Raw genomic sequence first — 15,581 nt, 5'->3', positions numbered from 1 at the left:
CCCCACCGCGGCCCTTCAGGCCGAGCCTCCCCCTCCAGGGGAGGGTATAGCGCGGCCTTCTCCTCATTTTTCGGTCACCGTCAGCGTGCCGGTGGCAAGCGTGGCGTTGCGCTCGGGCTGGTACATGTCCTCCACCGTGGTACCGGGCAGGATGTAGCGGCCAGGCGCCACCGCGCGCACGACATAGGCAACCTTCGCGGCCTGGTCGGTGAACGCGGCGACGAAGCGGTCGTCTCGGAACTCCGAATGAGTGACCTCGGTGAGATCCTTGAGCCAGGACATGCTGCCGGTCTCGCCGGTGACGACCAGGTTCGGATTCTCGATCTCGAAGCCGGCCGGCAGGCGATCGACGAGCAGGAAGTTGCCGGTCTGGTTGTCGCCGCTGCGGCTGGCGCTCACCACCACTACCAGCCTGGTGTTCTGCTTCACCTCGGTAGGATCCACAGCCTTGCCGTCGAGCGAGAAATAGCTCCGCGTCAGGTTCATGCCGTTGTTGGCAGCGGGCTCGGGTACGACGGGCGAACCGGAAACCGCAACCACGGCCTGCAGGGCCGAGGCGCCGGGGTTGGAGACGGAATGCGGGGTCTTGAGTGCCTCGCCGCGATAGACCTTGTAGAAGGCGCCCTGCTGCTCCGAGCCATCGGCGATCAGCTTGAGGGAACGGGCCTGGTCGGCGACGCTGCGGGCCGCAAGCACCATCCAGGTCATCTCCTGGGTCGAGGCATAACGGGATTTGGAGCGCGCATCGGTAATGACCTTGAGCGCCGTCCTGATCACCGGCAGGCTGGCATTGTTGTCCCCTGCAAGCGCCACCACCGCCGCGGCGTCGCGCAGCGGCGAACCATAATTGCGATAGGCCAGGCTGGTATCGCTGGTCTCCTTCTGGAGCGCCTCGGCTGCCGAGCCGAACGCCTCGCCGGCCCGCGGCTTGTCGCCGAGCATGCCGAGAGCGGCGGCGATCTGGGCCCGCGCCATGGCGCTGCCGAACTGGCCGATCTTGGTATCGGCGAGATATTTCAGATCACCCGCCGGCGCCCTGCCGGCCCGGGCCAGCGTGTAGAGGGCATAGGCGATATCCTCGCCCTTGCCCTCTTCCACGTCAGGCGCATTGCCGACGCGGTTGCGCAGATAGTCGACCGCCTGGTTGAGCGCCAGTTCCGGCACGACGAAGCCCTTCTCGCGAGCCCGCAGCAGGAAGTCGGTGACATAGGCCGACAGCCATAATTCACCGCTGTCGGCATTCCACAAGCCGAAGGCACCATTGGAATCCTGGCGTGCGAGCAGACGCTGCACCGTATCGCCCAGGCGTTCCTTCACCGTGCCGTCGAGATCGATCGCATTCCCGCCGAGTTCGCTGAGATAGAGCAAGGGCAGCGCGCGGCTGACGAGCTGTTCCGAGCAGCCATAGGGATAGCGATCGAGATCGCGCAGCAGGCCGGGCACGTCGAGGGCGCTGAACGGCCCCACCGAAAGCGAGACCGCGCCGGTGCCAGGCACCATTTCGGCGACCAGGTCGGCATTGACGGTGATACCGCCGCCATTGGCCGCGATGGTCTGGATCGTGCGGCGCGTCACCGGCGGATTGGCCGGCAGGACGCCGAGCGTGAAGCTCTGGTCGATGGCGACATTGCCGGGACCCGCCAAGGTGGCGACCAGCTTGCCGGTGCCGATGCCGTTGGCGGTGATGGGAATGTTGACCGGCGTACGCGAGCCAGCCGCCCCTATCTTCACGGTCTGGTAGAGGGCAGACGGCTGGGCACCGATCGGCCCTTCCATAGTGACGGCGAGCGTATAGTCGCCCGGCGCGGCCTCGGCGTTGACGAGATCGAGGCGGAAGCGCGACTGATCGCCCACGGCAAGGAAGCGCGGCAAGGTGCCGGCGATCACCACCGGATCGCGCACTTTGACGTCCGCCGAGGCATGGCCAACCTTGGTCGGTGTCCAGGCCACCGCCATCACCCGCACCAGACCGTTGAAGGCGGGAATGTCGAAGCTGATCTCGGCCGTGCCGTCGGCACCGACCTCGACCATGCCGGAGAACAGGGCCAGGGGCGCCTGCGTCGGCGGCGGGCTGTTGAAATTGGCTCCGCCGTCGCCCCCGGTGCGGATCCGCCCCTTCGCTCCTTCCATGCCGTCGATCAACTGGCCGTAGAGATCGTGCAGCTCGGCCGAAAGGCGCTTCTGGCTGTAATAGAAAGTCTCGGGCTCCGGCGGCTTGTAGCCCGTGAGGTTGAGGATGCCGACATCGACGGCCGCCACGGTGACATAGGCCTTCTCGCCGGCAAGGCCCTCGACCTTCACCGGCACCTTGAGAGGCTGGCGCGGCTTCATCAGCTCTGTCGGCGTGAGCGTGACCTTGAGCGTGCGCTCATTGCGGTCGATGCCGAACCAGGCGAGGCCGATCGCGCGCGTCGGCATGCGTTTGGCGGCAACGTCCATCGGCCGGAAATGGGTGACCACGACATAGGCGCCCGTGCCCCAATCCTTGCCGACGGTGACGGGAACGGTCGTCCCCTTTTCCGGCACGTCGACCAGGGTGGAGGACAGCAGCTTCTCGCCGACCACCTGCACCGAGGCCTTGCCGGCGAAACGGGCGTCGATCTTCACCTGCAGCGTATCGCCGGTCTTGACGCTGGTCTGGTCGAGGGCGACCGGCAGCATGTCGGGCGTGTCGGCCTTCTCGCTGGTGTAGTAGCCCGCATAGAAGGAGCTGGAGGAGGAAGCCAGCCCATCCGCCGAGATTTCGAGGCGATACTGGCCCCACTGCACCTGCGCCGAGATCTGGGCGGGCTTGTCGGCCGCGAGGTCGACCGTGCCACCCCCGACCTTGCGGGCGGTGGTGACGGCCTCGTAGTTCCAGCGATTGTTGCTCTTGTACCACTGATAGGTCGTGGTCAGGCGCTTGAGCGTCCAGGTCGCGCCCTTGGCCGCCACCTGGTTGCCCTGGGGATCGACGGCAATGGCATCGAACAGAGCCTGCTGGCCCTCGGGTACCGTTCCCTCGCCGAAGCCTGGCTTCAGCGCCAGCATCGGGCCGGTGGAGGCGATCGGCAGGGAGGCGCTGCGCACCACGCCACGGCCACCGCCTTCCTTCATGCGGATGACGAAATTGGCCTTGAGCGGACGGGTGGTCGTGGGCAGCTGCGGCAGCGGCACTGTGAATTCGGCATGGCCCTTGTCGTCGGTCTGGGCGAGATCGTCGACGGTGTTCTGCACCGTATCGACATTCTCGTCCGACAGTCCGAAGGCATAGTTCTTCCATTGCGAGAAAGGCTGGCTGTCGGTGGAAACAGAGACATCGCCCTCAATGTCGAGCCCGGCGGCCGGGGCACCGAAGAGATAGCGCCCGTCCACCTTCAGGTTGGCGCCGCTGGTGCGGTCGATGCGGGTGCCCGAGGTGGCGAGGTCGAACTCGATGCGATCGGGCACATAGTCCTCGACCAGGAAGGTGGTCTCGCCGACCGGTGCCGCCTTGGGATCGGTATAGGCGACGACGCGCCAGGTGCCGCTGGCGGCAGAGGGAATGATGGCGATGTCGGCCGTGCGGCCGCCGGCGCCCTGGTCCTTCAGCACGGTGCGCGAATATTCAACGCCATCGGGACGCTGCACCACCATGGTGACGGGCACCTCGGCCAGGGCATTGGCATTGCCGTCGCGCAACAGGATGGCGGCATGCACCGTCTCGCCGCGGCGGTAGACACCGCGCTCGACATAGACGAAGGCATCGGCCGGCCCCGGCGGGTCGCGGCCGGTAACGCCGCGATCGGTGAGGTCGAAGGCCTGCTGGGTAAGGTCGATGAAGGCGTAGTCGCTCTTCTCGTCGGACGCGACCACGAGGGCCGGCTCCTGGCCCTCATTGCCCTTGGTGAGGCCGGCATCGAAGAAGGCAGCGCCATCGGCATCCGTCTTCACCGAGCCGAGAATCTCGTTGTTGCGGGCAAGCAGGCGCACCGTGACATTGGCAAGCGGCTCGGCCGAGGCGATGGAGCGCAGGAAGACGTGCAGGCCATCCTTGCCCTTCAGTGTCGACAGGCCGAGATCGGAGACGACGAACCACTGCGTCGCGAGCTGGTTGTCCTCGTCTTCCTTCACTTCGCCGGGCTGGGCCGTCATCACATAGAGGCCGGGCTCGATCTTGCCGAGCGCCTCGTCGACCGGAAAGGCGGTGGTGACGTCCTGATTCGGGGTGCTGGTAAGGTCCATCGTGCCTTCCCAGACCTTCTTGCCCTTGGTGCGGGCAATCTCGCTGGCCTGGGAGCCGTAGATCTGGTCGAGGAAATTGGAATCGATCACGGCGGAGATCAGGCTGCGGTCGCCGACCCGGTAGAGCGCGAGCTTGGCCTGGGTGGAATTGACCGAGACCAGAGGGATGCCGTTCTGGCCGGTGCGCGGCAGGACGTAGCTCTTGCCGACGAACTGCACGGATGGCAGGCGATCGCGCACATAGATCTCATACTCGGCGTTCTTGAGCAGGCTTTCGTCCACGGCAGAAGGCAGACCCTGGCGCACGGTGACCTTGTAGCGCCCGCCATGCTTCAGGCCTTCGACACAGAGCTTGGTGCCGTCGACCGTGACGGCCGAGACAGGCCCAGGATCCTGGGTGAAATAGGGCGTGTAGTCGGCGACCGCATTGCTCAACGGATCGGAAAACTGGAAGCACAGGCGCGGCTGCGGCGCATCGCTCTCCACCGTATAATCGGTGATACGGAAGCCATGATCCTTGCGCACGTCCTCATAGGCTTCACGAATCTCGGCATTGTCGACCAGATCGAGGCTGGCGCGATAGGCGTTGAGGGCTGGCCGCCAATCCTCGCGCTTGACCAGCGCCTGGGCGACATCGTTGAGCGCGTCGGCCTGTTCCTGCGGCGTCTTGGCAAGCTGATAGGCGCGAATCGAGGCGCCAAGCGCCTTGTAGGGCAGTTCGTAGCCGTCCTGGCTGTTGAAGGGCTCGGCCACCAGCAGCAAATCGGCGAGGCGCTTCCACATCGCACCGTCATTGGGGGACAGGGCGATGAACTGCTCCACCACCACGGCGGTGTTGCGCGCATTGTCGGAGCTGATGGCCGCCTTCAGCTCCTCCTGGAGCTGAGGCGCGCTCTTCTTCATGGTCTTGGCGAGCTTGGCGATGCTGTCCTTGTAACTGTCGGCCGCATAGGAATAGCTGTCGGCCTGGAACAGCGGCGCCGCCTGCACCGGGCCGGCGGCCACCCAGCCCAGCACGGCGAGCATGAGCACGAATGCTGAGAAAAACCGCACGAAGACGCCTTGGCGCGCTGCCTGCCTGACCATGTTGCCTGTCCTCTTACCCGCCCCCGGGCTTGTTGCGGCGGTCCTGTCCACGCTAGCGAGTCGGCGTGACCCGGGCGTGTCGTCAGTTATGGATGGGACCCAATCGATAACTGACGACACGCCCGGGTCACGCGATATGCACAGGGAACGGGCCACCGAGCCCGCAAGATTAAGGGCGCCCTGGGTCGGCGGCAATCATGATTCAGAGAGTTTTTACCATCTGTACCGGTGGGAACAGGATGCGTACCGGTGTTTTTGCAGCCGGCTTATTTTTTCCGTGCAAGAGGGCTGGACAACCACGGAGGCGCTGGCTATACACCCGCGGTCTCGCGGCGGCCTCGGCTGACTCGCCGGATGCCTGAGTAGCTCAGTTGGTAGAGCATGCGACTGAAAATCGCAGTGTCGGTGGTTCGATTCCGCCCTCAGGCACCATCAGCCCTTCCGCTGATTTCCAAATTCTTCGAAATCGTCGAAAAAATCAACGCTTTGACACCAAAGCGCGCGTTGTTACGTGCTTGGTCTATCCGCTCGCAGATGTGAAAGTCTGCAAGGATCTGCGCGCTGCGACGTTCTCCAGGGTCACGGCGAGGCTCCAGTCGAAACGAATAGCCTGATAGTCGCGCGGGCCAAAGAGCGCCTCCACAACCGAACATTAACCCCATGCCGCGAACACTGTGCCGGAAGGCATAACGGTGGGGACTGATATGGACTTACGCGACACGGCGAACGTGATTGATGCGCGCCAGGCGTTTCTCGATGCGGAGTTCGATTTCATCTGCCGCCTCCCGCCAGGATATGCTGCCCCGACCTCGGGCGGCTCGCCACCGGCAGATCTGTCCGCCTTTCGCCAAGCCAAGGCCGCTGCGAGCCAATCAAGCGTTGAAACGATCACACCGCCCCGATCGCAACAAATCTAGCTGGTCAAACGACAAAAGCAGTTGTGACCATAGCCTGTCCGCACCCACGATCCTCTCATCGCCGGCCCGTTTTCGGCCCATGCCCCGAGCGACGCAACGGAAACCCGGACCGCCCCACTCCCGCGCATTTCCGTCATGGAAGCGTTCAACAAAGCCCCGGTCAGAAAGAACTCTGCCCTTCTGATCGGGGAGCGAAGTTCGGTTAAAGCGTTTTTCGATTTGGTTGAATCACCAAGAATCGCAAAAACGCATCGTATCAAAGAGTTAGAGCAAAAAAGCGTTCACGCTTGAACGCGCTTTGCTCTGGGGGTCATCGGCCCGGGCGCGTGGGCCATGGGCGGATCCATGCGCTCGGGCCTAGCCGACAATCCGATAAAAGCCGAGGATTGCTCTTCGCAGGCCTCGTGGACGCCAGCCTGTTGTCTGCTTAGCACGGGATCAGGGCAAGAGTTTGAAACGCCCGGGTCGCCCCCCTCTGAGGAGGGCACCCGATGGACGCTTCTCCCCTTCCCTGTCGCGGCTATTGCCAGGTCCAACGATTGTTCAGACCCTGGCCACGTTCCAGCGTTGGATTGTCTCCCCATTTGCGCTCGGCCCAGGTTTCGTAGAGGGCCAGGTCGAGCGCATTGTCCTGCAGGATCTTCTGACGCAGTGCCTCGCCAATATCCTGGCTGCGCAGCGCATTGGTGGGCGCGGCATTCTCATGGGGCAGTTTCTCGAACTTCCAGCCGATATCCTGGGTCATCTGCTCCATCACCGCATCGCAATTGCGATAATCGCCGACGAACCAGAACGTCTCGAACTGCCTGGACAGGAATTCGAACCTCTGGCGCTGGCTCATCTTGCGGATGCCCAGGGAGGACAAGCCGAAATAATGCCTGAAATAAAAGCGGCTGATACGGTTGTGCTTGTTGGTCGGGTACCATTGCTCGAAGGACATGCCCACGATACGATGTCTCTCGGGCGTCTTCTGCAGGAAATTATAAAGCGAGACATAGAAGGACACCGGTTCCCGGAGCAGGCCGACCTCCCGGATGACGCGACCCTCGAACCCCCGGGCGGCCGTGCGCGGCAATCTGTGGCCGAACAGGATGCGGATTTCGTCGCGGTCGGCTTGGGGCACGCGGTTCACGGGATCGAGCCAAGGCCGTTGCTCGGGCTTGGAATAGATCACGGCGGAACCGCGCGACGGAACATCATGCAGGAGATAGTCCCTGACGCTCAGGCCGGCGCATTTCAGGATATGCGGAAAGAGATAGACGGTGGTGTTGCTGCTCATCAAGTCTCGCCAGGCTCAACCTCCTGCCGGCACCGGCCGGAAGAGTTGACCCTCTCACCCCTCATTTCTTGGCCAGGGGAACATTCGTACCGCATTGACCATGGTGTCATTCGATCTTCTGTGCTGCCCCTGCCCGACAATCACTAGACCGACAAGCCATCAGCAGTCACTACAAGGATCGACTACATATAGTAAGTCGGCGGCGAGGCAACGGGCCTGTTCGCGAGGGCACGCGTGATTGCAACCAATCGTGTATGCCTCTGCAAGGGCGACAGGCCTGGAAACGACACCGGCCCGTCCTCACGAACGGGCCGTTCGATCGCGGTCCCCCTCGCCTCAGACCTTCCGGCGCCGGCGATACTGGTCGATCACCACGGCACCCACGATGATGGCGCCGAGCACGATCTGCTGCAGGGAGGCAGGAACGCCGAGGAAGGTGAAGCCTGACGTCACCACCGAGAGGATGAGGAGGCCGATCACCGTGGAGGTGATGCGTCCCACGCCGCCGGAGAGCGAGGTGCCGCCGATCACCACCGCCGCGATGGCCTGCAGCTCGTAGCCGAGGCCTGCGCCGGCCTGGCCGGAGCCGGCACGAGCGATCTGCACCACGCCGGCCAGACCCGAAAGCAGGCCAGCGAAGCCGTAGACCTTGACCAGGTGCCACTTCACGTCGATGCCCGAAACGCGAGCGGCCTGCATGTTCGAGCCGATGGCATAGGTGAACTTGCCGTAGCGCGTGTAGCACATCGCGATATGGAAGATCAGCGCCACCACCAGGAAGATCACCGTCGGCACGTCGATGGAGAAGCCGAAGAGTTCCACGGGCGAGCCGATGACGCGGAAGGAAGGCGTGAAAGTGCTGACGGGCTGGCCATTGGTGTACCAGGTGGCGAAGCCGCGCGCCGAGACCATCATGCCGAGCGTGGCGATGAAGGGCGGCACATTGGCGTAAGCGATCAACGCGCCGTTGATGACGCCGGCAAGCAGCCCCGTCGCCAGGCCCGCCAGCACGGGAATGATGAAAGGCAGGTCGGTGAGGTGAGGATAGACCACGGAGCGCGCCGTGCTCACCTGCGCAAGCGAGGCGGCGATCATGGCGGTGGCACCCACCACGGAGCCGGAGGACAGGTCGACGCCGCTGGTGATGATGGTCTGCGCCACGCCCACCGCGATGATGCCGATCACCGCCACCTGCAGGAAGATGATGCTCAGGCGCCCCGCATTGAAGAAGAAGCTCTGGCTCTTCAGCGGCCAGCCAATGAGCTCGAATATCGCCACGATGACGGCGAGAACCGCCAGGATGCTCAGTTCCTGCGGCAGCCGGCGATGCGGCTTGACGCTGGATATCTGCGGCGATTTGCCGGCAGCCTCATTCGCGGACATGGGATCCTCCAATTCTATCGCTAAGCGCCTCACGGCGCATCGTATCGGGGTTCTTCCAATTCCAGGGCCTCGCGCCTCAGCGCGCGGCCAGTTCCATGATCTTGACCTGGTCCGCCTCGGCGCGGTCGAGGATGCCGGTGGCATGGCCGGCATGCATGACGAGGATGCGGTCGCTCATGCCCAGCACTTCGGGCAGTTCCGAGGAGATCATGATCACAGCCACGCCCTCGCCCGCCAGCTTGCTGATGAGGCGGTGGATTTCGGCCTTGGCGCCGACATCGATGCCGCGCGTCGGCTCGTCGAGGATGAGTATCTTCGGCTTGGTCAGGAGCCAGCGGCCGATCAGCACCTTCTGCTGGTTGCCGCCCGACAGGTTCTCGATGCGCTCATGCAGGTTCGGCGTCTTGACGCGCAGCGCCGCGCTCATCTCGGTGCAGGCCGGCGTCACCTCGCCCGCGGCGACGAAGCCGGCCTTGACGTAGCGCTGCGTCAGCACCGCCATCTGCATGTTCTCGAGAATATCGAGGATGAGAAAGCAGCCCGTATCCTTGCGGTCCTCGGTGAGAAACGCCATGCCCTGGCGCATGGCGACCGCAGGCGAGGAGATGGAGACGGGCTTGCCGAAGACCTCGATCGTACCGGAGGAGGCCGGCGTCACGCCGAACAGGGTCTCCGCCACATTGGAGCGCCCTGCCCCGACCAGCCCGGCGAAACCAAGGATCTCGCCGGAACGCAGGTCGAAGGAGACATCGTGGAAGACGCCATCCAGCGTCAGGTTCTTCACGGACAGGACCACGTCACCGATCGGCACCGTCTCCTTGGGGAACATCTGGGTGATCTCGCGGCCGACCATGCGGCGGATGATCTCGTCGCGCGTGAGATTGGCGGCTAGGTCCGTGCCGATATATTTGCCATCGCGGAAGATCGAGACTTCGTCGGCGATCTCGAAGAGCTCGTTCATCTTGTGCGTGATGTAGACGATGCCCTTACCCTGGGCCTTGAGATCGTGGATGATCTCGAACAGATGCGCGACTTCCGTCTCGGTCAGCGCCGACGTCGGCTCGTCCATGATCAACACGTCGGAATTGTAGGAAATCGCCTTGGCGATCTCGACCATCTGGCGGTTGGCCACCGAGAGCGAGCCGACGGGCACGGTGGGGTCGATCTTGATCTTGAGCTGCTCGAACAGCTTGGCGGTGCGGCGGTTGAGCTCGCCATGGTCGACGAAACCCAGCCGGGTCAGAGGCTCGCGCCGGATCCAGACGTTCTCCGCCACCGTCATGTACTGCATCAGGTTGAGTTCCTGATGGATCATGGCGACGCCTTGCTGGAGCGCATCGAGAGGCCCGGAGAACTGCACCTCCTGCCCGCGCAGCTTCATCACGCCGCCGTCGCGCTGATAGACGCCGGCAATGATCTTCATCAGTGTCGACTTGCCGGCGCCGTTCTCGCCCATCAGGGCATGCACCGTGCCGGGACGCAATTTGAAGGAAACATTGTCGAGCGCCAGCACGCCGGGAAAGCCCTTGCGTACGCCCTCCACCTCGATGAGACAGGCAGAGTCCGAGGTACCGCGGCTCGGCGCCGCCGATTGCACTACAGCCATCCTTGTTCTCCCTCATGCCGGCGCCGGGGCTGGCGACGTGTTTCATCGGTCCGGAACCGAGGTCCGGACATTGCCGCGTCTGGCGAGAAGATCGTGAGCGCCTCCGGCCCTTCAGCCGGAGGGCTCTTATGCAGTCCGATCAGTTCTTCTTGAGGTAGTTGTCGATATTGGCCGGGGTCACCAGCTCGAAAGGCACCCAGACCATGGCGTCGACCTTCTCGCCCTTGGCAAGCTTCAGGGCCGTATCGACGGCACCCTGGCCCTGGCCGGCGGCGTTCTGGAACACGGTGACCTGCAGGTCGCCATCCTTCATGGCGCCGAGGCCGTCCTGCGTGGCGTCCACGCCGCCGACAAGGGTCTTGCCGCCAGCAAGGCCGGCCTGCTTGAGCGCCTGGATGGCGCCGATCGCCATTTCGTCATTGTTGGAGATCACGGCAGCCGGCTTGATGCCCGAGGTCAGCCAGTTGGTCATCAGGTCGATCGCCTGGGTGCGGTCCCAGTTGGCCGTCTGCTTCTGCAGTATCTTCATGCCCGTGCAGGGCTCCTTGGCGATCACGTCCTCGACGTCCTGCGTGCGCTGGCGGGCGGCCTGGTTCGACAATTCGCCCATGATCACCACGATATCGCCCTTGCCACCGAGAAGCTTGCAGATCTCCTTGGTTTCGAGCGTACCGGAATCAACCTCGTTCGAACCGACGAAGGCGACCTTCTCGGGCAGCTTCTCTTCGGAGGGCATGCGATTGACATAGACGAGCGGGATGCCGGCATCGGTGGCGAGCTTGGTCATCTGCGGGGTGGCATCGGTGTCTACAGGGTTGACGATGATGGCGTCGACCTTCTGGGCGATGAAGTTCTGGATCTGGCTGAGCTGCTTGTTGACGTCGTTCTGCCCGTCCTCGATCTGAAGGTTCACGCCGGACTTGGTCTTGGCATAGTCGGTCATGCCATTGCGCAGCACGGTGAGGAAGTTGTCGTCGAACTTGGCCATGCTGACGCCGATATTCTCGGCATAGGCCGTGCCGCACAGCAAGGCCGTTGCGGCGAGCGCGAAAAGGGTCCGTTTCATCGTGTCTCCTCCCTGGGTCGGATGTCCGGCAGCACCCGTCATTTTCCGGATAATTCCCTTTCGGGGAATTGGTCGATCGTTCAAGCGTTTGCGGTTCGCCGGGATGGCCCGCAATCACAAAGACGCGTAGAAACAAAGAGCTGGAAAAGCGCGTCCACGGATGAACGCGCTTTGCCCTAGGAAACCAAGCCTGCCGCAATCAGCGCCATGCTCGCGGCAAGGCGAGCCTGGACCTGTTTGGCGTCCATCTGCTGGATGCTTTCGGCGAAAGGCTCGAAGGAGAGCGCACCGGCATAACCGCCAGCGCGCAACGCCTCGATCTGAGCGACATTGCCCAGACGATCATCCGCTCCCACGAGACCGCGATGGCTGTCCCGCATCTCCCCCACTGCCACGGACGCATCGTCCACGCCGGAGATATGAACCAGCCCTGTGCGGTGCGGGAACAACTCCGCCTCGCCCGCGAGATGATGATGGAAGGTATCATGCACCAATTTGAAGGTCTGCGCACCATCGACAGCATCGATGGCGGCAACGGCTTCCGACTTCAGGCGCAGGGAGCAGATCTCGAAACCCAAGGGCTCGACGAGGCCGGTCAGCCCGCGCCGAGACAGGATTGGCCCGAGTGCCTGCAACGCCTCGATCAACCGGGGCAGGCGCTCGTGATCGCCGCGCCCCTCGCCGTCGTTGCGCGGCACCAGCACGAGAGCCTTGGCGCCCGCACCGGCCGCATAATCGGCGAGTTCTTCGGCTTCCGACGCGCGTGCCGCGCCCCAATCGTTGAAACGCTGCAAGGCATTGATCGACAGGATTTCGACGCCGGCGCGCTGCGCCTCCTCCCTCACCGAGGCTGCCGGCGTTCCGTCGAGGGTGGCGTTGCCGGTGAGGTCGTTGCGGATCTCGACCCTATCGATCCCCAGATTGCGGGCAAGTGCGAAGAATTCGGCAGGCCGCAGCTTCGGTGCGGTCATATGGTTGAGAGCGAAGGGTTCGGCTCCGCTTGTCATGAAACACTCCTTGCAGGCGCAAGCGCCCTATTTCCAACCTCGCCGGCGCCGTTTGCGGCGCCGTGTGCTCCGATACCGATCATCAAAAATAGAATGATTGGACCGTTTTTGATCTTAATTGGAATTAATATTCTATTTTTGCACTGCCCTGTCAAGTGCGCATTTCATTCGCGCGCTCGGCCGCGCGCGGCCGCCAACGGGCCCGAGCGCGCGCCTTGCAGTTGGCAGAACCCGGCAATCTCCCGGGCTGCGCCTTGCAAGATCAAGCAAGCACCGGCCTTCTCAGATATTTTCGGGAAGATAGAGATTGAAAGGCAGGAAGGTCTGTCCGGTTCCTTCCACGCTGCCGGCAAGGCAGGCCTGGGCCATGACGCGGACGAGTTCCACGGGCAGTTGCGGCAGCGGTGTCGCAATGACGAAGGAAATCACCTCTTCGCTCAAGGCAAGGCGCGAATCCGGCGTCAGTTCCGGGCAGACAGCCACCAGCCCCTTCGCCTTTTCCTCCCGCAAGGCGGCTATCACTCCCTCCATGCCGCCTCCGGCCACATAGAGACCGGCCAGGTCCGGATAGCGCCTGATGAGCCCGAAAGTCGCTTCATAGGCTATGCTCGACTCTTCCAGATTGACACGGCTGTCCAGCACCTCGAAATCCGGGGCATGCTCGCGGAAATAGCTGCGCAGCCCGATCTCGCGCAGTTCATGGCCATGGAAACGGTGACTGCCGAGAATGATGCCGATCTTGCCGGGCTGGCGAGCGGTGCGGGCGATGAGCCAGCCCGCCGTGCGCCCGGCCTTGCGGTTGTCGAGGCCGACATAACCGGCGCGGTGTTCGGCGGCAAAATCGGACAGCAGCGCAAAGACGGGCACATTGCGGGCCTTCAGTTCCGCCACCGCCACGGTAATCAGGGGATGGTCCACGGATACGACAGCCAGAGCCTGGCACCTCTCGCCGAGACTATGCATCCGCTCGGCCACGGCTGCCGGCGAGGTATCGCCATGGTGCTCGATCACAGCGGAGATGCGGAAGCCGGGCGCCGAGGCTGCGGCCTCCGCAATGGATTGAGCCAGCAGGCTGTAGAAAGGGGACGCGGATTTGAGCAGCAGGAAACCCAGGCGCAGATGCGGCACTTCGCGATCGAGGCGTTGCTGGATCAGCCCGGCGGCGTAGTAGCCAAGCGTCTTGGCCGCCTCGGCTACGCGTCGGGCCGTTTCCGGCCGAACCGGAAGCCGGCCGTTCAGAACGCGGTCGACCGTTGCGGGGCTGACGCCCGCCTCCTTCGCGACATCCTGGATCGTCGGCCTGGCCATGGTGGCTCTGATGGAATTACATCATGATGATAGTTGTTTTGACGTGTTTTGATAGAAACTGTCAACGCCCCATTGAGCCCCGAACCGGTGCGACATAGCATCCGGATCAAGGATGAGGCCTGATCGGAACCAGGCCATAGCGTTTTGCGATTTGACGGTATCAGCAAGAATCACAAAGACGCGTCCAAACAAAGAGTTAGGGCAAATAGGCGTTCACACTTGAACGCGTTTTGCTCTAGATATAGGGAGCTCGCGATGAGGCCGACCCGGCGCGACTACAGTCTGATCGGGCGTGATGCCCAGGCCGCCGTCGAGAGCGGCCTCGCCGCTGCCGAATGGTATCGCTGCGACATTCCCCGCAAGCGCATGAAGGAGCTCATGCAGCGCAAGGACGGCCCGGCGATCCGAGACACCGCGCTTTGGCTGGCCGGGTTGCTCGCCAGTGGCCTCGCCGCCGGGCTGCTCTGGGGAAGTTGGTGGTGCGTGCCGTTCTTCGCGCTCTACGGCATTCTCTACGGCTCGGCCTCGGACTCGCGCTGGCACGAATGCGGGCACGGCACTGCTTTCCGCACGCGCTGGATGAACGACGTCGTCTATCACATCGCCTGCTTCATGATCATGCGCGAGCCGACGATCTGGCGCTGGAGCCACACGCGCCATCACACCGATACCATCATCGTCGGCCGCGACCCCGAGATCGCGGCGATGCGGCCGCCGGCAATCCTGCGCCTCATCTCCAATATCTTCGCGATCGCCTCGACCTGGGCCGCCCTCAAGGGTCTCGTGCTGCATGCCACCGGCCGACTCAGTGAGGAGGAAGAGACCTTCGTGCCGGAGATGGAACGCAGCAAGGTCTATCTGGTCGCACGCATCTGGCTTGCCATTCTCGCCGCCACCATCGCCCTCTCGCTGGCGCTGCAGTCCTGGCTGCCGATGATGTTCGTGGGCGTCCTGCCCACTATGTATGGCGGCTGGCTGACCCTCTATTTCGGGCTGACACAGCATGCGGGCCTGGCCGAGAACGTGCTCGACCATCGTCTGAACTCCCGCACCGTCTACATGAACCCGTTCTTCCGCTTCGTGTATTGGAACATGAACTATCATGTCGAGCACCATATGTTCCCGATGGTGCCCTATCACGCACTGCCGGAACTGCATAAGGCCATGCTCGCCGACACACCGACGCCCTATCGCAGCACGATCCAGGCCTATCGGGAGATCATCCCGGCCCTGCGCCGCCAGATGAAGGATCCTGAATATTTCGTTCGCCGGATGCTGCCCGCGAGCGCCCGCCCCTATCGCCCCGATCTGCATGGCGAAGTGGTCATGCCCGACGATCCGCGCGCCCGCTTTGCCGGCCAGCATCACTGACAGACACAAGACGCAAAACCACATCGGGAGGAAAAAATGAGCAACTGGATCGATGCCTGCGATGCCGACGACATCGAGCAGGAAGACGTCCTGCGTTTCGATCATGCCGGTCGCACCTATGCACTCTATCGCAGCCCGGACGATGAATATTTCGCGACCGACGGGCTGTGCACCCACGAGCAGATCCACCTCGCGGACGGCCTGGTGATGGATAACATCATCGAATGCCCCAAGCATAATGGCCGCTTCAACTACAAGACCGGCGAGGCCAAGGGCGCTCCCGCGTGCATCAATTTGAAGACCTATGCCGTCCGGCTCGCCGACGGCAAGGTCCAGATCCAGCTGGGGTGATCCG

General features: G+C 63.3%; 10 protein-coding genes and 1 tRNA gene. 4 read left to right on the top strand and 7 right to left on the bottom strand.

The window, feature by feature from the left end:
- Positions 1 to 63: 63 nt before the first annotated feature.
- Positions 64 to 5,289, bottom strand: a complete 5,226-nt coding sequence (locus tag ACTJKX_RS04320; RefSeq protein WP_440724468.1) for an MG2 domain-containing protein — start codon at positions 5,287 to 5,289, stop codon at positions 64 to 66.
- A gap of 356 nt (positions 5,290 to 5,645) precedes the next feature.
- Between ACTJKX_RS04320 and ACTJKX_RS04315 the strand changes: the two genes are divergently transcribed.
- Positions 5,646 to 5,721, top strand: a tRNA-Phe gene (locus ACTJKX_RS04315).
- 272 nt (positions 5,722 to 5,993) lie between these two features.
- Entirely contained in the window at positions 5,994 to 6,206 is a 213-nt protein-coding gene (locus tag ACTJKX_RS04310) for a hypothetical protein (protein WP_311934406.1), read from the top strand.
- 520 nt (positions 6,207 to 6,726) lie between these two features.
- Here the strand turns inward: ACTJKX_RS04310 and ACTJKX_RS04305 are convergent.
- The 6 genes from ACTJKX_RS04305 to ACTJKX_RS04280 form a co-directional block, all read right to left on the bottom strand.
- Complete coding sequence (locus tag ACTJKX_RS04305) at positions 6,727 to 7,485, bottom strand: hypothetical protein (RefSeq protein WP_367625715.1); 759 nt, start codon at positions 7,483 to 7,485, stop codon at positions 6,727 to 6,729.
- Between the two features lie 336 nt (positions 7,486 to 7,821).
- Entirely contained in the window at positions 7,822 to 8,868 is a 1,047-nt protein-coding gene (locus ACTJKX_RS04300) for an ABC transporter permease (protein ID WP_105865301.1), read from the bottom strand.
- A 76-nt stretch (positions 8,869 to 8,944) separates the two neighbouring features.
- Positions 8,945 to 10,474, bottom strand: coding sequence for a sugar ABC transporter ATP-binding protein (locus ACTJKX_RS04295; RefSeq protein ID WP_311934403.1), 1,530 nt, complete (start codon positions 10,472 to 10,474; stop codon positions 8,945 to 8,947).
- A gap of 139 nt (positions 10,475 to 10,613) precedes the next feature.
- Positions 10,614 to 11,540, bottom strand: coding sequence for a sugar ABC transporter substrate-binding protein (locus ACTJKX_RS04290; protein ID WP_367625714.1), 927 nt, complete (start codon positions 11,538 to 11,540; stop codon positions 10,614 to 10,616).
- 176 nt (positions 11,541 to 11,716) lie between these two features.
- Entirely contained in the window at positions 11,717 to 12,547 is an 831-nt protein-coding gene (locus ACTJKX_RS04285) for a TIM barrel protein (protein WP_440724467.1), read from the bottom strand.
- A 282-nt stretch (positions 12,548 to 12,829) separates the two neighbouring features.
- Complete coding sequence (locus ACTJKX_RS04280; RefSeq protein ID WP_367625712.1) at positions 12,830 to 13,855, bottom strand: LacI family DNA-binding transcriptional regulator; 1,026 nt, start codon at positions 13,853 to 13,855, stop codon at positions 12,830 to 12,832.
- A gap of 255 nt (positions 13,856 to 14,110) precedes the next feature.
- Between ACTJKX_RS04280 and ACTJKX_RS04275 the strand changes: the two genes are divergently transcribed.
- Both ACTJKX_RS04275 and ACTJKX_RS04270 read left to right on the top strand, forming a co-directional pair.
- A complete protein-coding gene (locus ACTJKX_RS04275) occupies positions 14,111 to 15,226 on the top strand; it encodes a fatty acid desaturase family protein (protein ID WP_440724466.1) in 1,116 nt (371 codons plus the stop codon).
- A 36-nt stretch (positions 15,227 to 15,262) separates the two neighbouring features.
- Positions 15,263 to 15,577 carry a MocE family 2Fe-2S type ferredoxin gene (locus ACTJKX_RS04270; RefSeq protein WP_440724465.1) on the top strand — a complete coding sequence of 105 codons (315 nt, stop codon included), beginning with the start codon at positions 15,263 to 15,265 and terminating at the stop codon, positions 15,575 to 15,577.
- Positions 15,578 to 15,581: the final 4 nt, after the last annotated feature.

Source organism: Labrys sp. 22185, assembly GCF_052045555.1.
Taxonomy (GTDB): Bacteria; Pseudomonadota; Alphaproteobacteria; order Rhizobiales; family Labraceae; genus Labrys; species Labrys neptuniae.
The sequence above is the reverse complement of the archived record's forward strand: the minus strand, read 5'-3'. Positions and strand labels throughout refer to the sequence as shown.